The sequence below is a fragment of the Corallococcus sp. RDP092CA genome (assembly GCF_041903675.1).
Classification (GTDB): domain Bacteria; phylum Myxococcota; class Myxococcia; order Myxococcales; family Myxococcaceae; genus Corallococcus.
On sequence record NZ_JAYESI010000001.1, the window covers coordinates 485560 to 512149 of the forward strand.

A 26590-nucleotide genomic window follows, 5' to 3' on the forward strand; every position below is an offset into this window, starting at 1 on the left:
TTCCCCCCGCCGGTGCTTCAGGCCGCGGCCTCCTCGTCGGCGTCGTCGCCCACGGAGGTGCCCGGCTCGTCCAGCAACTGCTGCGCGATGGCGAGCGCCTTCTTGGTCTTCTCGCGCAGCTTCTCGTCGCCCTTGATGCGCGCGTAGAGCTTCGTCACGCGCTCCTCGTTGCGCACCGCCGCCTGCTCCAGCTCGGTGATGCGCGCGCGCAGGCCGTCCGCCTCCGCAGCCGCCTGGGCGTTCTGGTTGGCGAGGTCCGCCTGGGTCTGCTCCAGCTGGGCGCGCAGGCCCTCCAGCTCGACCTGCGCCGCCTCCACCTGGGAGCGCAGCCCCTCGGCCTCCTCGCGCGCGGCCTGGAGGTCCGCGTCCTGCTGGGCCACCTGGGCGCGCAGGCCGTCCACCTCGCCCTGGAGCGCCTGGGCCTGGGCCTGGTGCTGATCCAGCTCCGTCTGGAGCGCGCCCAGCTTCGCGGTGGCGCCGCGCGCCTCTTCCTTCGCGGCGGCCAGCTGCTGATCCACGCGCTTGCGCTCCGTGGTGAGCTGCTCGGTGCGCGCGGTGAGCGTCTTGATCTGCGCGTCGCGGTGGTTCAGCTCGTCCTCGGAGGTGGAGGCCTTCTGCTCCAGCTCCAGGTGCTGATCCTTCAGCTCGATGATCTCCTGGTCCTTCTGGTTCAGCTCGGACTTGAGGCGGAGGATCTCCTTGTCGCGCTTGTTGACGGTGTCACGCAGCGCGAAGGTGTCCTTGTCGCTCTTGCCGGAGGTGGAGCGGGCCGCCTCCAGGTCCGTGGCCTTCGCCTGGAGCTCGGACTCCAGCGACTGCACGCGCTCCTCGACCTGCGTCGTCTCGGCGCGCGAGTCCTCCAGCGCGCTCTGCAGCTCCGCCACCTTCGCGCGCAGGTTGCGCAGCTCCGCCAGGTCCGCGGCGGACAGGCCCGGGGCGGCGGCCGGCGTCACCGGGGCGGGGCGAGTGGGGGGGGCGGGCGGGGGCACCGCGCGCAGGGGCGTGGGGGCGGGGCGCGCGGGCGGGGGGGCGACGGCGGCCGGCTCCGGATCCACCGGCGGCATGAAGCCGACGACGGTCTTCTCCTCCGGCTCGTCCAGGCTGCCCAGCATGTCCAGCGAGTCGTCGTTCTCGGGGCCCAGCGAGTCGAGCGCGGAGATCTCCTCCAGGCCGGACGGGGACTCCACCTCCTCCGGAGGCGCCACCACGGGCTCCTCGGCCACGGGATCGGAGGACATGTCGCTGAAGGCGTCGTCGAGCATGTCCAGGTCTTCCCCGGCCACCGCGGGCTCCTCGCCCGTGTCGACGGCGATCTCCTCGCCGAAGTCCGTCGCGGGCTCGTCGCCCAGCGAGTCCAGCGTGAGGCTCTCGTCCACCACCTCCTGGCTGGCGGGCGGCTCCGGGAAGCCGATGACGCCGCCCACGCGCTCGATGAGGGCGTCGGTGTCCACGGGCTTGGCGACGTACTCGTCCGCGCGCGCCTTCAGCTTGCTGTGCGCCGCGAAGCCGTCCGGGCTGCCGATGATGACGACGGGCACCGTCTTGAGCTCGTCGTCCTTCTTCAGCTTGCCGCAGATGAGGTAGCCGTTCTGCCCCGCGGACAGGTCCACCGCCAGCACCACGAGGTCCGGGCGCTCACGGCGGATCAGCTCCACGCTGCCCTTGCCGTCGCCCGTCGTCTGCGCGGAGAAGCCCCGGGCCTCCAGGGCCTGCTGCAGGGTGGTGGCGAGGGTGGCGTCGCTTTCGACGATCAGGATTCGCTTGGACATGAAGGGACGGCCATCCTGGGGGTACGGGCGCGCGATGTGTCACCGCGAGCAACAGCCACGGTGGCGCGCGAGAGTGAAGACGCCGTCGAGGCTATCGGCCATGTGTGGGACCGTCAATCTTCACACCGGGCGCAACGCCCGGTATTCAGTTGAGCAGGCGACCACCCGAGCCCTCGCCTTCCGAGGGCTTCAGGGCTGTAGCGACACGGGCTGCACGCTCACCACCGGCTTCACCTGCGCGGGGCGCACGAGCCCGTTGGAGCGCTGCTCCTGGTCCCGCAGCATCTGCAGGATGGCGGCGTCGTCCAGGTCCGTCACCAGCTCGTAGGTGACGTCCTGATCCCGCCACGTCACGACGTTGTACGCCTGGCTCGAGTCCACGGCGACGTTCTCCACCGTGGGGCCCTCGTCCTTGATCACCCGCTGGCCCGTGGCCGGATACACGAACACGCCGATGTTGCGCTTGGGCTCGCTGGTGACGCGGGGCTGGGTCTCGTAGCTGACGTAGACGACTTCCTGGCCGTTGAGCGTGGAGAAGCGCGCGCCCACGGGCCGCGCCTGCTGCAGGCGGGGCAGGGTGATGCGGTGCTCCACCTTGTCGTTGAACCACGCTTCAATCTGCTCCGGCGTGCCCGCGACGAACTCCAGGGGGCGCTGGCGCGTGTGGCGCTGCACGGCCTCCAGGATGGTGGCCTTCTGCGCCTTGCCGGCCTGGTACATCATCCAGCCGCCGCTCACGGTCACCACCACCAGAGCCAGGGCCCCGGCGCGCAGCCACTGGTTCACCTGCGCGCGGCGGTGCTCGCGGTGCAGGCCGGACTGGATGCCCGCGCGCAGCGACGCCGGCGCGCGCGTGCCCTGGGCGGAGACGGCGTGCTTCGCCGCGCGGCGAAGCGTCTGACGCAGCTGCATCTCCTCGTCCACCCGCGCGACACAGGCGGCGCAGCCTTCGAGATGCGACTCCACGTCGTGGCGTTCCTCGGGCTGGAATTCGCCGTCGAGGTACGGATACAGCAACCGCTCGAGTTCCTGGCAGGTCATGGGCGCTCGATGAGGTGGTCCGGAGGGAGTGCGACGCCCCTCCAACCTCTTTCTAGCCTGCCTTCTTCCGGCGACGGTACTCTTCCAGGTCCGCCGGAACCTGCACCGGCTCCCCGTCGTGCCGGAAGACGCCCTGGCCCTCCGCGTACTCGCGCAGCGTCTTCTGCAGCAGCTTGCGACCGCGGAACAGGCGGCTCATCACCGTGCCCACGGGGCACTCCAGAATCTCCGCGATCTCCTTGTAGGAGAACTCCTGGAGGTCCGCGAGGATGACCACCAGCCGGAAGTCGATGGGCAGCGAGTCGATGGCGCGCAGCACGTCGTCCGACAGGAGCCGGTCGAAGAAGTACTGCTCGGGGTTGGCCGCGAAGTCCGTCGCGTCCCGGCTCACGAAGCGCTCATGCACCGCCTCGCGCTCCACGCCCTCCACCACCGTGCGCTCCTTCACCTTGCGGCGGTAGCGGTTGATGAAGGTGTTCGTGAGGATCTTGAAGAGCCAGGCCTTGATGTTGGTCCCGCGCTCGAACTTGTCGAAGAAGCGGTAGGCCCGCATGCAGGTGTCCTGCACCAGGTCCTCGGCGTCGCGCTCGTTCTTGGTCAGCCGGAGGGCCGCCGAATACAGCGGATCCAGGTGCGCCAGCGCCAGCTCTTCGAATTCCTGCTTCGTCCGGTTGGGTTGCCTGAAGTCCAGCATCATGCTCCCGCCTTCCAGGGGCCCGAAATGATTGGGGAATGCGTCGCCTGTCTAACGGTCAATCTATGCACCGGAGCAGACGGGTCAACAACGCTTTCCCCTGCCACGCCGCCCGCATGCCCGCTTCTGGGGTGCGGAGACGCTCGACGGGATCATTTATTCCACAGGGTGGGAACCGGCCGGGACACCCGTCCCCGGGGCTCATCCAGGCAACCGGCCAGCACAAGGCTGGCCGGCTGTGGGGATGGCAGGCGCTACGTCACTTCTTGCCGCCGAGTGCGTCCATCAGGGGCACGTAGTCGTACCCCATGTCCTTCGCCACGGCCTCGTAGGTGATGTGGCCGTTGTAGGTGTTGATGGCGCGCTGGAGGGCGCGGTCGGACTTGATGGCCTCCACCAGGCCCAGGTCCGCGATCTTCCGCGAGTAGGGGCGGGTGGTGTTGGTGAGCGCGAAGGTGGACGTCTGGGGCACCGCGCCGGGCATGTTCGCCACGCAGTAGTGGACGACGTCGCTCACGGTGAAGGTGGGGTTGTCGTGCGTGGTGGGCTTGCAGGTCTCGATGCAGCCGCCCTGGTCCACCGCCACGTCGACGACGACGGAGCCGGGCTCCATCTCGCCGATGAGCTCCCGCGACACCAGCTTCGGGGCCTTGCCGCCGGGGATGAGCACCGCGCCGACGACGAGGTCCGACTCGCGCACGGTGCGCGCGATGGACTCCGTGTCGGACGCCAGCGTCTGCGCGTGGCCGAGGAACACGTCGTCCAGGTAGGTGAGGCGCTCCAGGTTCACGTCCAGGATGGTCACCTCCGCGCCCATGCCGACGGCGACCTTGGCGGCGCACAGGCCCACCACGCCGCCGCCGATGACGGCCACGCGGCCGCGGCGCACGCCGGGCACGCCGCCCAGCAGGATGCCCTTGCCACCGTGGGCCTTCTCCAGGCACGCGGCGCCCACCTGGATGGCCATCTTGCCGGCCACCTCGCTCATGGGCTTGAGCAGCGGGAGGCTGCCGTCGTCCAGCTGGAGCGTCTCGTAGGCGACCGCGGTGACCTTCTTCTTGATGAGCGTCTTGGTGAGCTCCGGATCCACGCCGGCCAGGTGGAAGTACGTGTAGACGATCTGCCCGGGCTGCATGCGCTCGTACTCCGGCGCGATGGGCTCCTTCACCTTGACGATCATCTCCGCGCGCTTCCACACCTCATCCGCGCTGGAGAGGATCTGCGCGCCGACGCGCTGGTACTCCGAATCCGGGATGCCGGAGCCGACGCCAGCATTCGTCTCCACCAGCACCGTGTGGCCCGCGCTGGTGAGCGCGCGCACGCCCGCAGGCACCATGCCGACACGGTACTCGCGGGTTTTGATCTCCTTGGGGACTCCGACGATCACGACTGCCTCCGACGAATGGGGGACTGCCTGGAAAACGTGGCGGACCCATAGACCAGCGCATGAGCGCTTTCAAGGCGCGCCCGGGCGCGGAAGCGGGGCGGCCGTGATGGGCCGCATTCAGCCCTCCACATGACGCGAGGCGTTGGACGCGGAGCGGCCGACCCGTGTTAGTTAACGGCGCATGACGCACGCGCCGAAACTGCTCTTCGCGGACCCCAAGGGCCGGGTGATGGAGCATCCCTACCTCCTCGCCACGCTGCGCAGCGGCGAGGAGCTGGTGCCCCCGCAGGACAAGCCCATCGCCTTGCCGGCGGCCGGCCGCCTGGTGCACCTGCCCGGCCGGCTGCCCGTGGGGTTGAACCCGGACTCGGGCGAGCTGGAGCTGGTGCGCGAGATGAAGGTGGGCGGCAAGACCTTCGTGCCCAACGCGGTGGGCGCGCTGCTGCCCCCCGGCTACACGCGCACGTTCCTGCCTGGGGAGGTGAAGGGCAGCGGGCCGGTGCTGCCGCAGTGGGCGTACACGGCGGCGGCGTGGGGCAAGGACGGGCCGCTCGCGTGGGCCATCCACACCGACCGCCGGTCGCACTGGGAGCCGGAGGCGTACTCCACGCCGGAGCTGAAGGGCCTGGTGACGGCGCACCTGGAGCGCTTCCCGGACAGCCGCGTGCTCAAGCAGCTGAAGACGTGCGCGCTCCTGTACCGCTGCTTCACGTCGCAGAACATCTTCTACGCGCGCGACGAGGGCGCCATCCCCGCGTCGGTGATGTGCAACGCGCGCTGCGTGGGCTGCATCTCGGATCAACCCGCGGACGGCCCGCCGGCCTCGCACGAGCGCATGGATGACGGCCCCTCCGCGGAGGAGATGGCGGCCATCGGCCTGTACCACCTGGAGAACGCGCCGGGCCGCACCATGGTGAGCTTCGGCCAGGGCTGCGAGGGCGAGCCGCTCACGCGCTGGAAGTTCATCGCGGAGTCCATCCGCCTGATGCGCGCGAAGACGGACCGGGGCTCCATCAACATCAACACCAACGCCAGCCTCACGCACGGGCTCAGGGCCCTGCTGGACGCGGGGCTGGACGCCGTGCGCGTGTCGCTCAACTCCGCGTCCAAGGGGCTCTACGAGGCCTACTACAAGCCGGTGAAGTACGGCTGGGAGGACGTGGAGGCGTCCATCGCGCTGGCGCGCGAGCGGGGCGCGTACCTGGCGCTCAACCTGCTCCTGTTCCCGGGCGTCACCGACCGCGAGGGCGAGGTGCGGGCGCTGGAGGACCTGGTGCGCAAGTACCGCGTGGATCAGGTGCAGACGCGCTCCTTGTGCATCGATCCGCTCCAGTACCTGGAGGTCGCGCGCGGCGTGGGCGCGGGAGGTGAGCCGGTGGGCATCCGCACGCTGCTCCAGCGGCTGAAGGCGGCGCGGCCGGGGCTGATCATCGGCAACTTCGCGCGCGGCCTGGACGAGCGCGAGAACGCCGCGGGCGCGCGGGAGGTTTGACCGTCCGGGAGGGAAGGGCTACGCAGGACGGCATGTCCGCCTCCTCCCGTTCCGCGTTGCGTCTCGCCATCTTCTGTCTCTCCTCCGGCGCCGTCCTCGGCGCGTGCAGCAAGGCGCCCGAGGAGCCGGAGTTCGACCACGGCCTGAAGAAGCCGCTCGTGCGCAAGCTGCGCGAGGAGCTGGCGGAGACGCCGTGTGACAAGGCGAAGGCGCAGCAGCTGGCGCAGCTGCTGCTGGACACCGGCGACACGAAGGGCCTGGCCCGCGCGACGGACACGTTCACGGAGAAGTGCGGCCCCGACGTCGTCCTGCTCCAGCTGGCGTACACGGCGCATGCGCGCGCCGGTGAGAAGGAGCAGGCGCTGAAGGCCGCCACCGCGCTGGTGGCCGCGCAGCCGGACAACGCCAGCTACCGCGTGTGGCGCGGCCTCTCGCTGGAGGCGCTGGGCCGCACCGAGGACACCGCGGCGGAGCTGCAGAAGGCCTTCGAGCTACAGCCCGGCCAGCGCCCCATCCTCAACGCGCTGGTGAAGAGCTACGACGCGCTGGGCAGGTCCTGCGAGGCGCTGGCCGCGTACCAGCGCTTCGTGGAGAGCGCGAAGCCCTCCGAGGCGAAGTCCGCGGAGGTCCAGGGGCAGCTTCGGGAGCGCGCCAGCAAGACGAGCTGCCCGGCCCAGGAGGCCGCGCCGTCCGATGCGGGCGCGACGCCGGAGGCCGCCGCGAAGCCCTGAGGGCGCGGGAGGGGACTACTCGGCGCCGGGGGGCATCAGCTCCTTGGCGACGAGGCTGCCCATCACGGCGTCCTTGGGGATGTAGCCGTCGGCGCCGGCCTCGCGGCAGATGCGCTGGAGCTCCTCGACGTTCTCACCGGAGCACAGCAGCACCTTGATGCCCTTGAAGAGGCTGTTGCTCTTGATGAAGCGGCAGAACTGCTCGCCGTTCACGTTGGGCATGCGCACGTCCAGCAGCACCAGGTCCGGGCGCGTCTGCTTCTTCAGGATGATCTTCGTGGCCTTGTCCGCAGTGTCCGCGACGTGGACCTCGAAGCCCTTGGACACGAGGTCCGCTTCGATGATCCGCGCGGTCATCTCGCTGTCGTCCACGATGAGGATGCGCGGCTTGCGCCCGCCCGCGGCCGCCGGGGCCTTGGGGAGTCCGCCCGTACCCGCGGCGGGTGCGGCCGGAGCCGCCGCGGCGGGAGCAGGAGCGGCGGCGGCCACGGCGGCAGGAGCGGGGACCGCGGCGGGGACGTTCAGCGCCGGGGCGCCGATGAGGCCCATCACGCCCCCCAGCACGCCCTCCAGGCCTCCGCTCTTGAGGATGTAGCCGTCCGCACCGGAGTTCTTCGTCTTCGACTCCAACTCCTGCTCGGAGATGTCGGAGTAGAGGACGAGCTTGGCGGTGACGCCCTTCTGCTTGCGGAGGTACTCGACGACGTCGTCGCCGAACATCTCCGGCATGTTCACGTCCATGAGGATGAGCGCGAACGGGCCCTCGGTGAGCTTCTGGTCGAGCGCGGCCAGGTCCTGCGCGCCACTGGCCTCGTAACCGGCGGCGGTCAGGGCCCGGACGGTGAGCTCCAGAAGCATCGGGCTGTCGTCAATGACCAGTACGCGGGACATCGTCCTCCTCAGGGGCTGCCAGCCCACAACCCTACACCTTTGGGTCACGCTGGACCATCGAAACGGCGAGCAGGCGGCCTGTCCTGCTCCGGACGATGGACCCTTGACCCCCTCTTTCCCGGTCTTGGATACTTCAGTGCCTTGACCCCGACCTCCTCTCCCCTCCAACGCGCCTTGCGCATGGCGCCAGACCGCACGGTGGCCGCACAGGCCCGGCCGGAGCAGGAATTCTTCTGTTTCCGCGTGGGCGATCTGCGCTTCGGCATCCCGAGCGAGAACGTGCTCGAGGTGATGCGCGCCGGGCTCCTCACGCCGCTGCCGCGCACGCCGTCCTTCATCCTGGGCGTCACCGGCCACCGCGGCCAGGTGCTGCCGGTGGTGGACCTGCTGCGCTTCCTCAGCAAGGGCGAGGCGCGCATCGGTCCGCGCACCCGCATCTTCGTGGGCATCAGCGGCAGCTACGTGTCCGGCGTGGTGGCGGACACGGTGCTCGGCCTGCGCCGCGTCCCGGTGTCGGACATCCTGCCGCCGCCGCTGGGCGGTGATCAGGCCGCGGAGCACCTGCTGGGCATCGTGCAGGGCTCGGGGCCGCAGGACGGCCTCAACCTGCTCAACTTCTCCAAGCTCCTGCAGACGGCCCGTCAGCGCGCGGTGGTGCGATGAGCGGCAACGTCCTGAGCGAGGAGCTGGACGCGGAGCAGGAGCCCACCCAGGCGGAGGTGGACATCCTCTTCTTCCAGATTGGCGACTCGGAGTACGGCACGGACGCGTCGTCCGTGCTGCGCATCGACCGGGCGCTCCCGGAGGACCTGACCGTGCGCGACCTGGGCCTGCCCCACAAGGGGCTGCGCGCGCTGGTGTTCGACACCCCCGAGGGCGAGGGCCACCTGAAGGTGGACGCCGTCAACGGGGTGCGCCCCATCCCGCTCGCCGGGCTGCGCCGCATGCCGGCTGCGGCCGCGGCGGCTTCGTATGCGGTGGGCGTCTGCCTCGGCCTGGATGAAGAGGCGGCACGTCCCGTGTTGCTCATTGATTTGGCGGAAACCTTGAAGACGCAAGGAAGGCACTGACACACATGTCCCTGGAGAGCCCCAACGAGAAGCCCGCGAAGTCCCGCGGCGCGAGGAAGACCCCGGGCGTGAAGGCCGGCGAGGACACCGCCGCCGTCGCGAACGCCGTGGTGGATCCGCTCAAGCCCTTCACCGACACGCTGATGTCGGTGCTGGCCGGCAACCTGACCGCGCGCGTCCCACAGGACCGCCTGCAGGCGGACCCCACGGGCTTCGGCCACCTGCTCAACCAGGTGCTGGAGCAGTTCGCCTCCGCGGAGCACCGCAAGCAGGTGGCGGCGCAGGAGATTGATCAGGCTCTCGACTCGCTGATCATCCTGGTGCGCGAAGGCGACCTGTCGCGCTGGAACACCTCCACGGAGGACCCCCAGCTGGGGCCCCTGCTGGAGGGCTTCGGCAAGGTCATTGAGACGCTGCGCATCTTCGTGCGGGAGATCAACGAGGCCGCGCTGCGGCTGTCGTCCTCCGCCAACCAGGTGCTGGCGGCGTCCACGCAGCACGAGACGTCCTCCACCGAGCAGGCCGCGGCCATCCACGAGACGACCGCGACCATGGAGGAGCTGAAGCACGCGTCCGCGCAGATCGCGGAGAACGCGGGCAGCGTGGCGCGCGTGGCCGAGGAGACGCTGGGCGCGGCCCGCGCGGGCCGGGGCGCCATCGGCGAGTTCATCCAGGCCATGCAGCAGATCCGCAGCGACGGCGTCGCGGTGGCGGACTCCATCTCCAAGCTGTCCAAGCGCGTGGAGCGCATTGGCACGGTGGTGGAGGTCATTGACGAGATCGCGGACCGCTCCGACCTGCTGGCGCTCAACGCGGCGCTGGAGGGCAGCCGCGCGGGTGAGGCGGGCAAGGGCTTCTCCATCGTCGCGGCGGAGATGCGCCGGCTGGCGGAGAACGTCCTGGAGTCCACCAAGGAGATCAAGAACCTCATCACCGAGATCCGCGAGGCCACGCAGGCCGCGGCGGGTGCGGCGGACGCGTCCAAGCACGCCACGGAGTCCGGCGAGAAGCTGGGCGCGGTGGCGGCGCAGGCCGTGGAGGGCATCCTCGCTGGCGTGCAGGAGACGAGCGACGCGGCCCGGGTCATCAACCTGGCGACCCAGCAGCAGCGCACGGCCACCGAGCAGGTGGTGGCGTCCATGGCGGAGATCGAGGACGTGACGCGCCAGACGACGCAGGCGTCGAAGCAGGCCACCGGGGCGGCCGCCGAGCTCACCCAGCTCGCGGGCCGGCTCGCGGAGCTCATCAAGCGGTTCAAGGCCGACTAGTCGTTCTCCTGAGGGGAGAAATGGGTCGAGGGGCGCCAGAAGCGCCCTGACGCCCGCGACCCATGGACACCGAGGCCCTCAAGAAATCCCTCCTGAAGAAGTTCCAGGAGGTCACGGCCGACCGACTCCAGAAGATCCAACTGGGAGTCATCGACCTGGAGAAGGAGACCGCGGAGCAGGCCGCGGACGACGTCGCGCGCGAGCTGCACACGATGAAGGGCGAGGCCCGCATGTTGGGCCTGGCCGCCATCGGACAGCTCGCGCACGCCGCCGAGGACGTCCTGCGCGCCGAGCGCGAAGGCAAGACGGCCACCGAGACGGCCACGGACGTCATGCTCCGCGCGTGCGACGTGCTGTCGGACCTCCTGGAGGACCTGGACGCGGCCCACACCGGCACGTCCGCCACCGAGGAGATGGTGAAGGCGCTGTCGGAGGTGTCTGGCCACCCCGTGCCCGCGCTGGGCCCGGTGCGCAAGCCCGCCGCCTCCGCCGCGCCGCCTCCGCCCGTCGCGCCCCCGAAGCCTGTGGCGCAGGCCCCGGCGGCGCCTCCGCCCGCCGCGGTCCAGGCTCCGGTGGCCCCTCCCGCGCAGGCCACGCCCCGCGCGGCGGAGCCCGTCGCCGCGCCGCAGCCCGCGGCGAAGGAGGAAGAGGCCCCCAGCGCCGCGAAGAGCAGCTCCATCGCGGACCGCAGCATCCGCGTGAACGTGGAGGTGCTGGACTCGCTGGGTCTGCTCGCCGGCGACCTGCTGGTGGAGAGCGCTCGCGGCCGGCTGCGCAGCACGGAGACGGCGCTGCTCTTCGAGCGCTTCAGCCGCCTGGGCGACCGCTTCCTGCGCATCTCCGAGGACGTGGACGTCCCGGACGCCATCCGCCAGGAGCTGGAGCGCGCGGAGGCGGACCTGCACATGCTGCGCGACGACGCGTTCCGCTTCGTGCGCCGCAACGGGGACGGCATCAACACGCTGCACGGCAACCTGGCCCAGCTCGCGGACCACGTGGCCGAGGCGCGCCTGGTGCCGCTGTCCACCGTGTTCGACGCGTTCCCGCGCGCGGTGCGCGACATCGCGAAGACGCAGAACAAGGAAGTGGACCTGGTCATCGAGAACGCCGACATCGGCGTGGACCGGTCCATGCTGGCGGACGTGCGCGACGCGCTGGTGCACCTCTTGCGCAACGCGGTGGACCACGGCCTGGAGTCGCCGGACTTCCGCCAGCAGATGGGCAAGCCCGCCCAGGGCCGCATCCGCATCCGCGTGCGCGTGGACGGCGACATGCTCCACATCGAGGTCGAGGACGACGGCCGGGGCATGGACACCGAGCGGCTCAAGCAGGTGGCCATCAACAAGCGCCTGCTGTCGCCGGTGCAGGCCGCCGCGCTGTCGGAGCGCGAGGCCATCGAGCTCATCTTCCGCCCCGGCTTCTCCACGCGCGAACAGGTGAGCGAGCTGTCCGGCCGCGGCGTGGGCATGGACGTGGTGAAGCGCAAGGTGGAGACGCTGGGCGGGTCCGTGGGCGTGCAGAGCCGCCAGGGCCGCGGCACCACCGTCACGCTGCGCCTGCCGCAGTCCCTGGCGCTCATGAAGGTGCTGCTGGTGCGCCTGGGCGACGACGTCTATGGCATGCCCGCCGCGGACGTGGTGGCCGTCATGCGCGTCAAGCCGGATGACCGCATGGAGGTGTTCGGCACGCTGGCGGTGCGGCACCGGGGCAAGCCCACGGCGCTGGTGGCGCTGGGGCCGCTCCTGGGCCTCAACGGCGGCAACCGCTTCGACAAGCCTCCCGCGGTGGTGGTGCGCCACGGCGACGACTACGCCGCGCTGGTGGTGGACGGCTTCGTGGACGAGCGCGAGGTGGCGGTGAAGCCCTGCGGCGGCGAGTTCCTCAAGGGCGCGCCCTTCATCGCGGGCACGGCGGCGCTGGAGGACGGGCGCATCGCGGTGCTGCTGCACGTGCCGGACATCATGACGGAGGTGCGCCGCATGGCCCGCCCCGTCACCCAGGCGCCCGCCAGCCGCCGGCTGCGCGTGCTGCTGGTGGATGACTCGCCCATCGCGCGCGCGACGGAAGGCGCGCTCGTCAAGGCGCTGGGCCACAGCGTGGAGGAGGCGCAGGACGGCGAGGAGGCGTACGCGAAGGTGCAGACGAACACGTACGACCTCATCCTCACGGACGTGCAGATGCCGAAGCTGGACGGCTTCTCCCTCACCCGGCGGCTGAAGGGGACGCCGGCGGTGGCGCGCATCCCGGTCATCATCCTGTCGTCGCTCGCGTCTCCGGAGGACAAGCGGCGCGGTCTGGACGCGGGCGCGGATGCGTACCTGGTGAAGGGCGAGCTGGGCGTGGAGAGCCTGGCGCAGTCCATCGATCGGCTGACCTGAGGAGCCTCTCGTGGGCGGCGGCACGGCGGTGACGGGACTCGCGTTCCGGGTACTCCTGGTGGGGCGGGGCCTGCGCGCGCTGGTGCGCGGGCTCTTCGACGGCGAGTCGCTGGTGGCCGTGGGCCCGCCGGAGGCGGACTTCGTGGGCGCGGAAGGGGTGGTGCGGCGGCACTTCCCGGACGTGCTGCTGGTGGACCTGACGTCCTCGGAGGCGCTGGGGGCCATCGAGCACATCATGGCCGTGCGGCCCACGCCCATCCTCGCGCTGCACCCGGGCGTGCTCACCGGGCAGCAGGCGTTCCAGGCGCTGGCCCTGGGCGCCCTGGACGTGATGGACCGGCCCATGAGCCCGGGGCCGGACTTCTGGCACGCGGTGAACCGCAAGCTGGTGCTGCTGTCCCAGGTGAAGGGGGTGCGCTCGCCGCCCTCCACGACGCGGCAGTCCCGGGCGTCGGTGGAGGAGGGGCCCGCCGCGCCGTATCCCCTGGTCGCGCTGGCCGCCTCATTGGGTGGGCCGAAGGCCGTCGCGTCGGTGCTGCGGATGATTCCGCGGGGCTTCCCCGCGCCTATCGCCTACTGTCAGCACATCAGCCAGGGCTTCACGGAGGGCCTGGCGCACTGGCTCTCCACGGAGACGGCGCTGCGGGTCGTCGAGGCGACCCACGATGCGTTCATGGAGCCGGGCACGGTGTACATCGCCCCTTCGGGAGGACATCTGCTGGTGAAGCCGGACGGTCGTCTGGAACTGGATGCAGGACCTGCCCTGCGGGGCTTCCGCCCCTCGTGTGACATGCTGCTCACTTCGGCCGGGGAGTCTTTCGGCCGCCGGTGCATCGGCGTCATCCTGACGGGCATGGGCCGCGACGGCGCCAGGGGCCTGAAGGAGATTCGCGAGCGGGGCGGGCGCACCATCGCGCAGGACGAGGCCACCTGCGTCGTCTACGGCATGCCTCGCGAGGCGGTGCTCCTGGGCGCGGCGCAGCAGGTGCTGCCGCTGGACGTCATCGCGCCGACGCTCGTGCAGTGGGTGGACGCGTGCTGAACGTGGGGAACAAGGTGCTCCAGCAGCTGGCCGGGCTCCTGCTGGAGCGCGCGGGGCTGAAGATCACCCTGGATGGCTATCACAGCCTGCGGCTCGCCCTGTCCACGCGGATGCCCGTGCTGGGCCTGAGCGACCCGGAGAAGTACCTGCAGAAGCTGATGAGCGCGAGCGGCGAGGAGGAGCTGCGCGCGCTGCTGCCGCTGGTGACGGTGGGGCACACGGAGTTCTTCCGAGACGCGAAGCAGTTCCGCGCGCTGGAGCAGAGCGTGCTGCCGGAGCTGCTCTCGCGGGCGCGGCGCGAGATGCGCAAGGTGTCCATCTGGTCCGCGGGCTGCGCCACCGGCGAGGAGCCCTACAGCCTGGCGCTGGTGCTGGCGGAGCTGGGCGCGCTCGCCGTGGAGGTGGACCTGTGGGCCACGGACCTGAACCTGGCCGCGGTGGAGGCCGCGCGGCAGGGGCGCTTCTCCACGCGGCGCGCGGTGGCCATCGGCCCGGAGCGGCTCCAGCGCTTCTTCCGGCCCGTGGAGGACGGGTACGAGGCGTCGCCCATCCTGCGCGAGTACATCCGCTTCGACGGTCAGAACCTCGCCGCGCCGGTGTTCGAGAAGGTGGCGCCCGCGTCGTTGGACCTCATCCTCTGCCGCAACGTCATCATCTACTTCGACCTGCCCACCATCCGCGGGCTGATGGACCGCTTCCTCGCGGCGCTGCGCCCGGGCGGGCTGCTCTTCCTGGGGTACTCGGAGAGCCTGTTCAAGGTCTATGACCGCTTCGAGATGATCGAAGTGGACGGCGCGTTCGTGTACCGGCGCCCCCTGGGGGAGCGTCCCCAGCCGCCGCCGCCCCTGGCGCCCCTGGCGACGGAGCCCCGTTCGGGCAGCCCGGAGTCCTTCGCCGCCGAGCTGCGCCAGCGGTTGCAGGCCAGCGCGGAGATGGCGGCGAGGCTGCGCGGCGCGAGCGTCGCCGACGCGGCCCGGACTCCGGATGCGCCCGCGCGCAGGCCGACCCTGGAGCTGCCCGCGTTGGGCGCGCTGGCCGGCCGCCGCACCGGGGAGTTTCCCGCCATCCGGCCAGAGCCGACCCGCACCGGCGAGTTCCCTGCGCTCCGGCCAGAGCCGACCCGCACCGGGGAGTTTCCCGCGCTCCGGCCGGAGGCACCGCGTCCGGCGGAGCCTTCGCGTCGGCCTGCGGCGGATCGGCCCTCCGGTTCCTTCGCGGCGGTGCGCGCGGAGCCGCCCGCGTCCCGGCCCCTGGCGGAAGCACCGCCCGCGCGGCCCAGCGGTTCGTGGCCCCAGCTGTTGCCGCCCGCCGAGCGCCTGAACATGGCCGTGCGGAAGATGGCGCAGGGCGACTTCCCGGCCGCCATCGACGGCGTGAAGCGCCTGCTGGTGGACGAGCCCTCCGACCTGGACGCGCTCCTGACGCTGGGCAACCTGTACTCGCTCACGGGGCGCATCGCCGAGGCGCGCGACACGTTCGCGCAGGCGCTCCAGCGCGAGCCGCTGTGCGTGGAGGCGCGCGTCTTCGGTGGCGTCGCGGCGATGCAGGCCGGGAGCATGGCCGAGGCGCGGTCCGAGCTGGCCAAGGCCCTGTTCCTGGAGCCCACGCTGGCCATCGGCCACTACCTGCTGGCCCAGGTGCAGGAGCGCACGAAGGACTTCGAGGCGGCCCGGCGCAGCTACCGCAACGCCGTCGCGCAGCTCAAGTATCCGCAGCGCCCGCTGGCGGGGCACTACCCGGAGATGCTCGACTCCGCGGAGTCCATCTCCCGCGCGGCCCGCTACGCGCTGGCCGCGCTGGAGGAGCAGCCGGGCTGAAGACCGCGGCCCGGCGCACGGCGGACCTGGTCAGTCCAGGTTGCCCTTCACCTGGTCCAGGCTCTTGGACGGATCCAGGACCGCGCCGAACTTCTTCTGGATGTACGTCTTGGCCTGGCTGCGCAGGAGCATGCCGGGGTCGGTGCCTTCACCGGACACGGCCTTGTCCGTGATGACGAAGCTGGCGTCCAGGTTGATGCCCATCACCTTGCCGGCGAGCTTCGCGCCCTCGTCGCCCTGCCAGTCGGACTTCACACCGTACTTGGTGCCCCAGTACTGCAGCAGGTGCTCGACGCGCTTCTTGACCTCGTCCTTGGGAAGGTTGTGGGGGACCTCGAACTTCATCGTGCCCATGGCTGACTCCTGGTTCCGAGAATGCGGGTGCGTCCGCCCGGTTTAGTGAGCCCGGGCCGGAAAGTGAACCGCCGTCTTCAGGGGGATGTCCACCGGCGGCCTACCGGGCGGTCTTCCGGCGGGACTTCTTCATCCCCTCGGGGGCCTTGGCGTCCGCTGGCGGGGCGCCCCAGCGCTCCAGGTACGGGGCCAGGTCGAACTTCTCCGCGGTGCGCGGAGAGCTCATGGGCCGCACCTTCCCCAGCACCGGGCGCTCCTGGAAGGGCCGGTCGTGCAGTCCCAGGACCCACATGAAGTTCGCGACGCTCGCCGGGTCGCGCCCGTCCACCGCGTAGGTGTCGTTGAGCCTCGCGATGCGGGCCAGCGCCTCCTCGGGCGTGGGGCTCCACTCCAGGAGCTTCTTCCCCCAGAGCATGCGCAGGTAGTTGTGGATCCGCCCGCGCTCCCGCAGCTCTCGCTGGGCCGCGTTCCAGAGCGCGTCCCGGGTGCGGCCCTGCGCCAGCTCCTCGTCCGTGTAGAGGTGCGGGCGCGGATCCTCCCGGTGGCGCGTCAGCGTCTCGCGCGCCCAGGCGGGCAGGGAGTCCACGCTCAGCTGCCTCGGGCCAGGCGTGTGGAAGCAGTAGTTGAAGCCCAGCTCGCGGCGCACGAGCAGCTCCTCCACGAAGGCCTGCACCGCCGGGTGGTTCAGGCCCTTCGCCGCGATGGCCGCGCGCGCCGCCTCGCCGGGGAAGAGGTTGCCCCAGTGGAAGTAGGGCGACAGGTTGGACTGCTGGCCCAGGCCCGGATCACTCCGGCCGGTGTCGTAGCCCTCCAGCCGCTCGCGGACGAACGCGCTCAGCGCCTGGAGGCCCGCCTTGCGTCCGCCGCGCTCGGGCACGGGCTTCACGGAATGGTCCAGCGCGAACGTGTCCAGCGCGCCCCGCGCCTCCACCGCGTCGGACAGCTCGAAGTCCGGCTGGAGCTTCGCGCCGGACACGCGGGGCCTCCGCTTCGGCAGCGTGCGCTCCAGGTACTCCGGCCACAGCTTGCGCAGCTTGGGGCGCAGCGCGTACGCGCCCACCTGGGCGGCGGGGATGCGCTGCATGGGCACCACGCACGACGCGTCCACCGCGAGGAGCGGGACGCGCAGCGCCCTGGCCGCGCCGCGCAGGTGGCCGGGGATGATGTACGTGGGGAACAGGTCCGACACGACGGCCGCGGCGCGCCGGCCCAGGCGGGCGATCCGGTGCGTGTGCTCCTTCTTCGTGCGCGGCAGCTCCAGCCAGTACGGCAGGCCGCGCGCGGCGCAGCCCTTCGCCATGTCCGCCATGCCCTCCAGCGCCCACGCGTGGAGGCGCTCCGAGGCGTAGGGATAGTCCGGGCGGAGGGCCTGGTAGACGACGACGGGCAGGCCCAGGTGGTCGCCCAGCGCGATGGCGGCGTCCAGCGCGTGGTTCTCCTCCCAGCGGTGGTTGACCATGCACCAGTAGAGGACGAAGTCCCGCTGACCGGGAGGGAAGGGGGCCTCGTTCACCGCCTGCACGCGGGCGGAGTCGACGCCGAGCTCGGACCACGAGATGCCTTCGGGCATGGGTCCGCGAGAATCTTCGACGCGCGGCGGAAAACCAACACGGGCGCACCGGTTGTGGTTTTCTGCCGGACGGCCGGACCCAAGGAGCCCCTCGCGTGTCACATCGTCGAACCTGGAACCTCCCTGTCACCGTCCTCGCGGTCGCATTGTTGACGTTGCCGGGCCTCGCCCTCGCGCAGGCGGGGGGCACGGGGGTCTATCCGGCGCCGCAGCCGCCGCCACCGCCCGCGCCGGGCATGTATCCGGCGCCGTCGTCGCAGGGGGCGCCCCAGGCGGAAGAGCCGCGGCCCGTGGCGCCTTCCAACGACGGCTATGGGCAGGCGCCGTCGGACGCCGACGTGCCTCCGCCCTCGCAGGCCGCGCCCCAGGCGGACCCGGACGCCGTGCCGCCACCCGCGAGTGACGCGCCGTTCGCGCCGCCGGATCCGGACCGCCTGCGCACCGAGCCGCAGGCGCCGTTGACGGAGGGCGCGCGGGACGTGCGCCCGGAGTCCATCCGGGATGAGACCGCGACGGCCGCCTCGCGCTTCCGCCCGCCGCCGGAGGACAACGGCATGTACCTGGACGGCCAGCGCCGCCGGGGGCCGTTCCTGTCCGGCCCCGGCAGCATGCGCTTCGTGCTGCACCACACGGCCCTGGGCGCGCTGGGCGGCTTCTTCACGCAGGCGTTCTCCAAGGAGTTCAACTTCGACCGCAGCTCGCGTGAGTCCATGCTCGCGGGCACGCTCATCGGCGCGGGCCTGGGCTTCGGCGCCTCCGCGTGGTGGCAGTTCAACAACTGGGTGGACACGCCCATGGCGAACTTCACCATCCTCAACTCGGGGATCGGCGGCATGTTCCTCGCGGGCTTCATGGACCTCATCACCCAGGACGCGGGCGTGCTCACCTGGTCCGCGTTCCTGGGCGCGGAGCTGGGCGCGTGGCTGACGGCGGGCATCGGCGGCGGGCAGCTGCCGCTCTCGGATGGCCTGCTGGTGGCCTCTGGCGCGGGCTGGGCGGCGGCGTACAGCGCGCTGTTCCTGGCCATCGTGCACTTCTCGGGCACGTCCATCTCCGGCAAGACGTGGAAGGACATGCTGCTCATCTCCCCGGGCGTGGGCGCGGGCGTGCTGGCCCTGGCGACCATGCGCTACAACCCCACGGCGTCGCAGATCCTGCGCGCGGACATGTTCGGCGCGGGCGTGGGCGCGGCGGTGCTGCTCATCTCCGGCCTCGTGCTCGGCGGCTTCAACCAGTCCACCCCCTATGTGCTGTCCTTCCTGGGCTCCGCGGGCGCCATCACCACCGTGAGCCTCCTGTGGGAGGAGAGCGTGGACCGGTCCGCCATGCGCAGCGCGCACAGCTCCAAGGACCGGCCCTACAAGAACGTCTGGTGGTAGACGGCCTGGCGGACGGGCGGGCAGGCGTGATGGCGCGCGGGAAGCGGCGGCATCACCTTCCCCGGGTATGGCGCGCGTCCTCCCGTTCTCGGCCCTCCTGACCTCGCTGGGCTCCTCGCTGGAGCCCGGGGACGGTCCCCCTCGCGGCAACGCGGCCCCCATGCCCACGCACGTGCGGCCCCTGCTGGAGGCCGCCAACCCGAGCGCGGAGCTGCGCCGGCTGCGGGACTCGGGCGGTCTGCTGAAGGACGCACGGCCCGCCCTCTACGTCGTGGAGCTGCACGGCCCCGGGGGCCGGTTCTCCGGCCCCCCGGTGCGCTACCTCCTGTGCGCGCTGACGCCGGACGCGGTGCCGTCGCTGGAGCAGGACCCGTACCGCCCCCGCGCATGGGAGGTGGAGCCCGCGGTCACCCTGGTGGCGGATGACCATGGGGCGCTCCGGGCCCTCCTGGCGGAGGCCGCCGAGCGCGGCATCTCCGTCTGGAAGGGGCAGTACGACGGCAGCCCGGTGTCGCTCCTGCGCATCGAGCCGTCCCCGGTGTCCAAGCGCCTGCAGGCCGTGCTGGATGAGGCCCCCATGCGGCCCCTGGCGGCCCTGAGCGAGCAGGGCCAGACGCTGGCCGCGGTGGTGCCCCTGTCCGAGCCCGGCCTGGAGCTGTGTCCCATCCACCGCGCCTTGAAGGGCGTGGAGACCTTCCAGGAGGACACCTTCCTCACCCTGGTGTCCGCCTACGCGCGCGTGACGGAGCTGGACGCGCCCCTCACCACGCCGCAGGGGCTGGCCGCGGCGCGCGAGCGGCTGGCCACGCTGGTGCCCGGCCAGCACGCGGTGCTGCTGGTGCTGCCGGGAGGCCGGGGCCGCATCCTGCGCTTCCGGCAGGGGCTGGACCTGGCGCACCTCAAGGGCGCGCCGCGAAACCCCACGCTGCGCAGCCTGGACCTGGCGCTGCTCAACGCGCTGGTGCTGCGCACGGTGCTGGGCATCCAGGAGCCGGAGGCGTCCGGGCATCCGCAGGTGTTCCCGGTGCACGGGCTGGAGGCGCTGGTGGCGGGCGTGGAGGCCGGCACGTTCCAGGCGGGCTTCGCGCTCAACCCACCGCCGGTGTGGGAGGTGCGGGCGGTGATGGAGGCCCAGGCCACGCTGCCGCCGCGCACCCTGCGCGTGGAGCCGCGCGTGCCCGCGGGGCTGCTCTTCCTGGATCCGGAAGCCTGACGGCCCGCCACGTGCGTGCGCTGACCGGCACCGCGCAGGACTGGCCCCACCGGGTGCGGCTGCGATTGGAGCCCGGCCCGGGGGAGACGCTCGACGCCATCTGTGGCGGCGACGTGCAGGTGCTCCAGCGCCGGGGCGGCTACCGCTTCACCCTGGACCCCGTGCTGCTGGCGCACTTCGCGGTGTTCGAGGCGGGGGCGCACCGGGGGCGGTTGATCGACCTGGGCACCGGGTGCGGCATCATCCCGCTGGTGCTCGCCCGCAGGCTGGGGCGCACGGACATCACCGCGCTGGAGCTACAGCCGGGGCTGTTCTCCCTGGCTGAGCGCAACGTGTACCTGAACCGCTGCGAGGGCGCGGTGACGCTGGTGCAGGGGGACCTGCGCCATGTGGCGGAGACCTTCCCGGCGAGCAGCTTCGGCCACGTGCTGTGCAATCCGCCCTACCGCGCGCGCACCGCGGGCCAGAGCAACCTGTCCCGGGAGAAGGCGCTCGCGCGGCATGAGATTGCCTGCGAGCTGCCGGAGGTGGTGCGCGCGGCGGCCTACCTGCTGGTGCCCCGGGGCGCGCTGTGCATGGTGTATCCGGCGTCGCGCTTCAGCGAGCTGGTGTCGGTGCTGCGCACGCTGCAACTGGAGCCGCGCACGGTGCGCATGGTGCACCCGCGCGCGGACCGGCCCGCGAAGCTGGTGCTCCTGCACGCGGTGAAGGGCGGCCGGGCGGACCTCACCGTGCTGCCGCCCCTCCTCGTCCACGCGGACGAGGACGCGGCCTTCACGGACGAGGTCAACGCCATGGTGGGCTGACACCGCATGCGCTTTTCGCTTCACCTCGGGTGGGGCGGGGCAGGGTAGACTCCCCGGCCTCGGGGGTGGGACCGGCCGCCCCGTCTAGCGAAGGCAGGGTGTGATGCGCGCGGACTTCCGCCTCGCCATGCGGCGGCGACTCCTGGCCCGGATGGCGCCGGTCCTGCTCGGCTGGGCCGTGGCGGTGCTGCTCCCCGGCGCTCCGGCCTGGGCCCAGACGCATGCGGATCGGCTCTACCTGAGCTACGGCCTCTCCGGGGGTGGCTCGCTGGAAGCGGGGGGCGTCCATGTCAAGGAGCGGCGGACCCTGGAGCTGCGCGTGCCGCTGCCGCCGCTCGTCCTGGGGCGCACGTACCTGCTGCCGTCGGTGGGCTATGAGACGCGGTGGATGGGCGCGGACGTGCCCGCCCTGGAGGATGACGCGGTGGACCGGCAGTTCCACCGCATCCAACTGGGCCTCACGGCCGTCCGTCCCCTGGCGCCGCGCTGGTTGCTCGTCACGGGCGTGACGGCCAGCACCCGCACGGACTTCCAGTCCTCCTTCGACCTGGCGCTGGACACGTCCTGGGTGGCGTTCGCGATGGCCAGCTACCAACTGGGGGACACGCCCGGGCTCGGGCTGACGTTCGGCCTGGTCGCGCTGTGGCCCTTCGACAAGGTGCCGGTGATTCCCATGCTGAGCCTGACCTACAACCGGGGCCCGTATGTCCTGGAGGTGGGCCTGCCCCGGCTCACCCTGCTGCGCAAGCTGGGCGACACCGTGGAGCTGGGGTTGGTGGGGGCGCTGGACATGCAGGTGCTCCGCACCCGCTTCGAGCCGGAGCTCCAGGCGATAGGCGCCAGCTACCTGCGCGAGACGCAGGTCCGCGTGGGGCCCACCGTCAACGTCCACCTGGGCCGCGACCTGTGGCTGAGCTCGTCGGTGGGCCTGTCGTTGATCAACGACTACGCGCTGCTGGACCGCGAGCGCGACAGCCTGAAGGTCCCCGGGCTGGACATGGGGCCCGCGCCGTACGGCCGCGTCGTGCTCGGCTGGCGGCCCCGTCCCCAGGCGAAGGCGAAGCGCGCGCGCCCGGCGCCCTGAAGCGCCACACCGTCTGGTAGACCAGCGCGCGCGCAAAGCCCGCCCCCGCCTTCCCATGGCGGGTCGCGGCTCCCTGTCGGGCCACGGTATCCCGTACGGACTGTCCGGCTGAAAACAGTGAAGGCGGCTTGCCTGCTCCTCCCTAGGGGGTGGACCTGGCGCGCTCGGCGGCCTGGCGCTCCTCGCGGCACCAGGCCAGCTGCTCCTGGAGGGTGGCGAGCGGCACGGCCAGCTCCAGCTTGAAGGACGAGCCGTCCGGTCGGACCTTCGCGAAGTCCAGGAGCTGCGCCAGGTCCTCCTTGCCGTCCGCCTGCGCCTTCATCCGCGCCATGGACAGCGCGCCGCCCAGGGACTTGCCCAGGTCCGTCATCTTCTCCGCGTCCATGCCCGTCACGTTGGCCACCATGGCCACGTCGCCGCTGGTGTCCAGGTGCAGCTCCACGTTCTGGGCCACGTCCTTCAGCCGCTGCGCCAGCTCCGATTGCTCCGGCCCCAGCAGCTTCGCCAGGGTCTCCACCGCCAGGACGCCGTACATCTCGCCATAGGTGCTGTTCTCGTCGAGGAGCGGCGGCCCGTCCTCCGCCCCGCGCCCGTCCATGCGGTCCAGCACCGTCTTCACCGTGTCCGGCGTCGAGCCGAACACCAGCATCTGGTTGTTCCAGGTGCCCACCGCCGCGTCCATGCGCCCGCGCTGCGTGCCGCCGTCCGCCAGGGCGATGGTCGTGTCGCCCCCCTCGTACACCCGCGCGCCCGGGCCGTGGTCGGACGACACGCGCCCGCCCAGCAGCTCCTCGTAGCGCGCCTTGCTGAAGTCACCGGAGAGGATGACGCCCTCGTCGGTGATGACCAGCCGGTCCAGGTCCTGGAGCGGATCCACGCCGCTCATCGCCTTGAACTGCTCCAGGTTCTTGCCACCGTCGCGCAAGAGGCAGTCCATGAGCAGCTCGCCCACGGGCGAGTAGCGCAGCGCGTTCGCTTCAATCACCACCGCCGTGCGGCCCGGTCCCCGGGGCAGCGCCGCGAGCAGCGGATCCCTCGGCTTCACGGGCGCGGCCGCGCCCGCGTCCACCGCCGCGGGCATCACCCACGTGCGCCGCTTCTCCGCGCGCGCCACGTCCGAGCCGCGCATGCGCCGGGGGAAGTCCACGTCCTTCTCCGGGGCGGGCGGCGTGTCGCCCTGGCCCGTGAACATCAGGAACGCGCCTCCGGCGAACAACAGCACGGCCCCCAGCAGCCACACCCTCCTGCGCCCGCGCGAATCCATGGTTCAGCAGTCCTTTCCCTCGAAGTGCCAGAAGCCCACGGAGAGCGCTCCCAGTCCGAACACCAGCACGCCGCCCAGCAGCATGCCCAACGAACCCTTCTCCAGCGGCGTGGAGCTGGCCAGGTCCGCCGCGCGCGACGCCAGCGCGGACAGCCGCGGCAGCACCAGCGTCACCGCGTCGAACGCCGTGCGCCCGAAGCCGGACTCCAGGTAGCGCGAGATGTCCGCGCGGAAGCCCGCGAGGATTCCGCCCACCAGCAGCACGAAGCCCGCCGCGGAGCACAGCGCCGCGCTGCGCACCAGCGTCGCCGTGGTGAGCATCACCGCGTACACCGCCGCGAAGCCCACGCACGCCAGGCCCCCGGCGATGAGCGGCCCCACCGTCCAGTACCCCGCCTTCACCCCGAAGATGAGCGTCAGCCCGCCCGCGGCGTACACCGTGCCGCCCACGGCCAGCGTCATCACGCCCAGGAACGTGCCGGCCAGCAGGTGCCAGCGCTGGAGGGGCAGGGCGAGCAGGTGCTCGATGCGCCCGGGCGACAACAGCCCCGGCGCGAAGTCCGAGCACGCCACGATGCCGAAGAGGATGCCGCCGTAGAACACCAGGTACGCGGCCGCGCGGTAGATGGGCCGCAGCGCCACGTCCACGGACATGATGTTGGAGCGCATCACCTCGCCGAACAGGCGCGTCGCCGCGAGCGCTCCGTCCACGACCTCCAGCTTGAGGCTGAGCGCCACGGTGGCCAGCACCAGCGTGAGCCCCACCATGAAGGCCAGGATGAACTTGCGCGACGCCGCCTCGCGCAGCACGTAGCCCGCGATGACGAAGACGGGGCTCTTCACGCCGCCACCCCCGGCTGTCCGACGGCGCCCACGAGCACCGCCTCCAGGTCCGCGCCCTCGCGCTTGAGCTCCGTGAGCAGCGCGCCCCGGCCTCGCGCCCTGTCCAGCGCCGCGTTGAGCACCCCCACGTCCGCCGCGTCCACCGTGAACACGCCTTCCTCCCGGCCACCGCCGGCCGGTACGAAGCCCTCGGACGTCAGCGCCGCCACGTCCGCGCCGGGCGCGAAGCGCACGCGCCAGCGCGCCCCCGCCTTCGCCAGCTCATCCAGCCGCCCCTCGCGCAGCACGCGCCCGTCCGCGAGGATGGCCACGCGGTCGCACACGCGCTCCGTCTCCGCCAGCAGGTGCGAGTTCAGGAACAGCGTCACGCCCTTCTGGACCTCCTCCTGGAGGATGCGGCGCACCTCCAGCCGGCCCATGGGGTCGATGCCGTCCGTGGGCTCGTCCAGGACGAGCAGCGCCGGGTCTCCCAACAGCGCCGCCGCCAGGCCCAGCCGCTGCCGCATGCCCTTGGAGTAGCCGCCGATGCGCCGGTCCACCGCGTCCGCCAGGCCCACGCGCTCCAGCAGCCGCGCCTGCGCGGCCGCGTCCGGCTTCAGCCCCTTGAGCCGGGCCACGGTGGCCAGGAACGCGGGGGACTTCCACGCGCCGGGCAGGTGCAGCCGCTCCGGCAGGTAGCCGACGCGCGCGCGGATGGCCGGATCCTCCGGCGAGCCGCCCAGCACGCGCACCGTGCCCGCGCTGGGCCGCACGATGCCGAGCACGCTCTTGATGAAGGTCGTCTTGCCCGCGCCGTTGGGCCCGATCAGCCCGAACGCGCTGCCCGCCGGGACGTGGAGGTCCATGCCCCGGAGGGCCTCATGGCCGCCGCGTCCGAAGGCTCGGCGATACGTCTTTCGCAGGCCCTGCACTTCGAGGGCGGGAGGTGGAGTCGTCACGGTCGCGACTGTAGACGACCCGGCGGGGCGATGATTGCACCCGCATGGACGCCGTGCCCTCCGGGGAGGGGCGGGCGGCCCTGCATGCGGGCCTCCCCAGCCGCGTCCCTTCATTCGCGCCGCTGGGTAAGACCTTGCGCACCCGGAGCGCGCGTGGCGCGACGCGACACCCCGTCATTCCCACGTGTTGCGCTCCTATGGGTTCCAACGGGGTTGCTGGTCCGGTGTCTGCAATGCCTGTCCACGAACCGCGGGAGCGGACAGCCAACCCCCGCGAACACATCACACAGGAGACATGGGCATGACGTGGGCAAACGGGACCGAGCAGCAGCTTCAGGATGCGCGCCGTGAGCTGGAGGCCGCGGAGAAGGAGCTGAACACCGGGACCGAGGCGGCGCGGGTGCGTTACGCCCGGGCGCTGTACGAGGCGGACCTGGCCGAGCGGCGGGCCGACCGCATGGCGCGCGATTCACGCCGCCATCAGCTGACCTGGCGGCCCGTCGCCGGCTGAGCAGGCGGATGGGCGTGCGGAAGGGGTGAAGCGCGGGGCGCGGCGGTTTATACCGGCGACCCATGGCCCACCCCGTCCACCGTCCCCGCAGGCTGCGCCGCTCGGCGGCGCTCCGTGACATGGTGAGAGAGACGCGCCTCTCGCCCACGGACTTCATCTACCCGCTGTTCGTCGTGGAGGGCCGGGACGTGCGCCGTCCCATCGCCTCCATGCCGGGGGTCTTCAACTTCTCGCTGGAGCACGCGGTGAAGGAGGCGAAGCTCGCCCGGTCGCTGGGCGTGCCCTCCGTCATCCTCTTCGGCATCCCGGACCACAAGGACGCGCAGGGCACCCAGGCGTACGCGAAGGACGGCATCGTCCAGCGCGCCATCCGGGAGATCAAGGCCGCGGAGCCGGACCTCCAGGTCATCGCGGACGTGTGCCTGTGCGAGTACACCGACCACGGCCACTGCGGCGTGCTGGACGGCCAGCACGTGGCCAACGACGCCACGCTGCCGCTGCTGGCCCAGATGGCCGTCACCTGCGCGCAGGCGGGCGCGGACATCATCGCGCCGTCGGACATGATGGACGGCCGCATCGGCGCCATCCGCAAGGCGCTGGACGAGGTGAAGCACCAGGACACGCCCATCATGGCGTACTCGGCGAAGTACGCCTCCGGCTTCTACGGCCCCTTCCGTGAGGCCGCGCAGAGCACGCCGCAGTTCGGCGACCGCCGCGGCTACCAGATGGACCCCGGCAACGTGCGCGAGGCCATCCGCGAGACGGCGCTGGACGTGGAGGAGGGCGCGGACTTCATCATGGTGAAGCCGGCGCTGTCGTACCTGGACGTCATCCGCGCGCTGCGGGAGCGCTTCGAGCTGCCGCTCGCCGCGTACAACGTCTCCGGCGAGTACGCGATGCTCAAGGCCGCCGGGCAGAACGGCTGGGTGGACTACGAGCGCGTGATGATGGAGGTGCTCACGTCCATCAAGCGCGCGGGCGCGGACCTGGTCATCACCTACCACGCCCTGGAGGCGGCCAGGCTCCTGTAGGTGACACCCCGGGCGGA

At 71.7% G+C, this 26590-nt stretch carries 24 protein-coding genes; 14 read left to right on the forward strand and 10 right to left on the reverse strand.

The window, feature by feature from the left end; translation table 11 throughout:
- Positions 1–17 precede the first annotated feature (17 nt).
- The 4 genes from U8525_RS01850 to ald form a co-directional block, all read right to left on the reverse strand.
- The gene (locus U8525_RS01850) at positions 18–1769 is read right to left on the reverse strand and encodes a response regulator (protein ID WP_374260267.1); all 1752 of its coding nucleotides are present in this window, start codon (positions 1767–1769) and stop codon (positions 18–20) included.
- A 189-nt stretch (positions 1770–1958) separates the two neighbouring features.
- Complete coding sequence (locus U8525_RS01855) at positions 1959–2810, reverse strand: anti-sigma factor (protein WP_374260269.1); 852 nt, start codon at positions 2808–2810, stop codon at positions 1959–1961.
- A gap of 52 nt (positions 2811–2862) precedes the next feature.
- Positions 2863–3504 carry a sigma-70 family RNA polymerase sigma factor gene (locus U8525_RS01860; protein ID WP_370645426.1) on the reverse strand — a complete coding sequence of 214 codons (642 nt, stop codon included), beginning with the start codon at positions 3502–3504 and terminating at the stop codon, positions 2863–2865.
- 259 nt (positions 3505–3763) lie between these two features.
- Entirely contained in the window at positions 3764–4891 is a 1128-nt protein-coding gene (ald, locus tag U8525_RS01865; protein ID WP_374260272.1) for an alanine dehydrogenase, read from the reverse strand.
- 181 nt (positions 4892–5072) lie between these two features.
- Between ald and U8525_RS01870 the strand changes: the two genes are divergently transcribed.
- Both U8525_RS01870 and U8525_RS01875 read left to right on the forward strand, forming a co-directional pair.
- Complete coding sequence (locus tag U8525_RS01870; RefSeq protein WP_374260275.1) at positions 5073–6383, forward strand: radical SAM protein; 1311 nt, start codon at positions 5073–5075, stop codon at positions 6381–6383.
- Positions 6384–6415: 32 nt separating this feature from the next.
- Positions 6416–7114, forward strand: a complete 699-nt coding sequence (locus U8525_RS01875; protein ID WP_374260278.1) for a tetratricopeptide repeat protein — start codon at positions 6416–6418, stop codon at positions 7112–7114.
- Between the two features lie 15 nt (positions 7115–7129).
- On the opposite strand, the gene U8525_RS01880 is transcribed toward U8525_RS01875, so the two are convergent.
- Complete coding sequence (locus U8525_RS01880) at positions 7130–8005, reverse strand: response regulator (RefSeq protein ID WP_374260281.1); 876 nt, start codon at positions 8003–8005, stop codon at positions 7130–7132.
- A 180-nt stretch (positions 8006–8185) separates the two neighbouring features.
- On the opposite strand from U8525_RS01880, the gene U8525_RS01885 reads away from it, so the two are divergent.
- From U8525_RS01885 to U8525_RS01910, 6 genes are all read left to right on the forward strand, one after another.
- A complete protein-coding gene (locus U8525_RS01885; RefSeq protein ID WP_374260283.1) occupies positions 8186–8668 on the forward strand; it encodes a chemotaxis protein CheW in 483 nt (160 codons plus the stop codon).
- A complete protein-coding gene (locus U8525_RS01890) occupies positions 8665–9075 on the forward strand; it encodes a Frizzy aggregation protein FrzB (protein ID WP_374260286.1) in 411 nt (136 codons plus the stop codon). The genes U8525_RS01885 and U8525_RS01890 overlap by 4 nt, the downstream gene beginning before the upstream one ends.
- A gap of 5 nt (positions 9076–9080) precedes the next feature.
- Complete coding sequence (locus U8525_RS01895; protein ID WP_374260289.1) at positions 9081–10343, forward strand: methyl-accepting chemotaxis protein; 1263 nt, start codon at positions 9081–9083, stop codon at positions 10341–10343.
- Between the two features lie 62 nt (positions 10344–10405).
- A complete protein-coding gene (locus tag U8525_RS01900; RefSeq protein WP_374260291.1) occupies positions 10406–12721 on the forward strand; it encodes a hybrid sensor histidine kinase/response regulator in 2316 nt (771 codons plus the stop codon).
- Positions 12722–12731: 10 nt separating this feature from the next.
- Positions 12732–13763: a chemotaxis protein CheB gene (locus tag U8525_RS01905; RefSeq protein WP_374260293.1), complete on the forward strand. Its 1032-nt coding sequence runs from the start codon at positions 12732–12734 to the stop codon at positions 13761–13763.
- The gene (locus tag U8525_RS01910) at positions 13757–15580 is read left to right on the forward strand and encodes a CheR family methyltransferase (protein ID WP_374260295.1); all 1824 of its coding nucleotides are present in this window, start codon (positions 13757–13759) and stop codon (positions 15578–15580) included. The genes U8525_RS01905 and U8525_RS01910 overlap by 7 nt, the downstream gene beginning before the upstream one ends.
- A 30-nt stretch (positions 15581–15610) precedes the next feature.
- Here U8525_RS01910 and U8525_RS01915 read toward each other — a convergent pair whose 3' ends face one another.
- Together U8525_RS01915 and U8525_RS01920 are read right to left on the reverse strand one after the other, a co-directional pair.
- Entirely contained in the window at positions 15611–15934 is a 324-nt protein-coding gene (locus tag U8525_RS01915) for a polyhydroxyalkanoic acid system family protein (protein WP_374260298.1), read from the reverse strand.
- Between the two features lie 100 nt (positions 15935–16034).
- Positions 16035–17504: a deoxyribodipyrimidine photo-lyase gene (locus U8525_RS01920; RefSeq protein ID WP_374260300.1), complete on the reverse strand. Its 1470-nt coding sequence runs from the start codon at positions 17502–17504 to the stop codon at positions 16035–16037.
- 95 nt (positions 17505–17599) lie between these two features.
- Here U8525_RS01920 and U8525_RS01925 point away from each other — a divergent pair, with 95 nt between their 5' ends.
- The 4 genes from U8525_RS01925 (at position 17600) to U8525_RS01940 (ending at position 21986) form a co-directional block, all read left to right on the forward strand.
- Positions 17600–18883, forward strand: coding sequence for a hypothetical protein (locus U8525_RS01925; RefSeq protein WP_374260303.1), 1284 nt, complete (start codon positions 17600–17602; stop codon positions 18881–18883).
- Positions 18884–18950: 67 nt separating this feature from the next.
- Positions 18951–20096 carry a DUF1015 domain-containing protein gene (locus U8525_RS01930; protein ID WP_374260305.1) on the forward strand — a complete coding sequence of 382 codons (1146 nt, stop codon included), beginning with the start codon at positions 18951–18953 and terminating at the stop codon, positions 20094–20096.
- Positions 20097–20107: 11 nt separating this feature from the next.
- On the forward strand, positions 20108–20902 hold the full coding sequence (locus U8525_RS01935) for a tRNA1(Val) (adenine(37)-N6)-methyltransferase (protein ID WP_374260307.1): 795 nt from the start codon (positions 20108–20110) through the stop codon (positions 20900–20902).
- Between the two features lie 127 nt (positions 20903–21029).
- On the forward strand, positions 21030–21986 hold the full coding sequence (locus tag U8525_RS01940) for a DUF6268 family outer membrane beta-barrel protein (RefSeq protein ID WP_374260309.1): 957 nt from the start codon (positions 21030–21032) through the stop codon (positions 21984–21986).
- A gap of 142 nt (positions 21987–22128) precedes the next feature.
- Here the strand turns inward: U8525_RS01940 and U8525_RS01945 are convergent, their stop codons facing one another.
- Genes U8525_RS01945 through U8525_RS01955 form a run of 3 tightly spaced genes read right to left on the reverse strand, consistent with a single transcriptional unit; the run spans position 22129 to position 24938 of the window.
- Positions 22129–23250 carry a hypothetical protein gene (locus U8525_RS01945; protein WP_374260312.1) on the reverse strand — a complete coding sequence of 374 codons (1122 nt, stop codon included), beginning with the start codon at positions 23248–23250 and terminating at the stop codon, positions 22129–22131.
- A gap of 3 nt (positions 23251–23253) precedes the next feature.
- Positions 23254–24093, reverse strand: coding sequence for a hypothetical protein (locus tag U8525_RS01950; protein ID WP_374260314.1), 840 nt, complete (start codon positions 24091–24093; stop codon positions 23254–23256).
- Positions 24090–24938, reverse strand: coding sequence for an ABC transporter ATP-binding protein (locus tag U8525_RS01955; RefSeq protein ID WP_374260317.1), 849 nt, complete (start codon positions 24936–24938; stop codon positions 24090–24092). Before U8525_RS01955 ends, U8525_RS01950 begins: the two co-directional genes overlap by 4 nt.
- A 394-nt stretch (positions 24939–25332) precedes the next feature.
- On the opposite strand from U8525_RS01955, the gene U8525_RS01960 reads away from it, so the two are divergent.
- Together U8525_RS01960 and hemB are read left to right on the forward strand one after the other, a co-directional pair.
- Positions 25333–25542, forward strand: a complete 210-nt coding sequence (locus U8525_RS01960) for a hypothetical protein (RefSeq protein WP_374260320.1) — start codon at positions 25333–25335, stop codon at positions 25540–25542.
- 62 nt (positions 25543–25604) lie between these two features.
- Positions 25605–26573 carry a porphobilinogen synthase gene (hemB, locus tag U8525_RS01965; protein WP_374260323.1) on the forward strand — a complete coding sequence of 323 codons (969 nt, stop codon included), beginning with the start codon at positions 25605–25607 and terminating at the stop codon, positions 26571–26573.
- Positions 26574–26590: the final 17 nt, after the last annotated feature.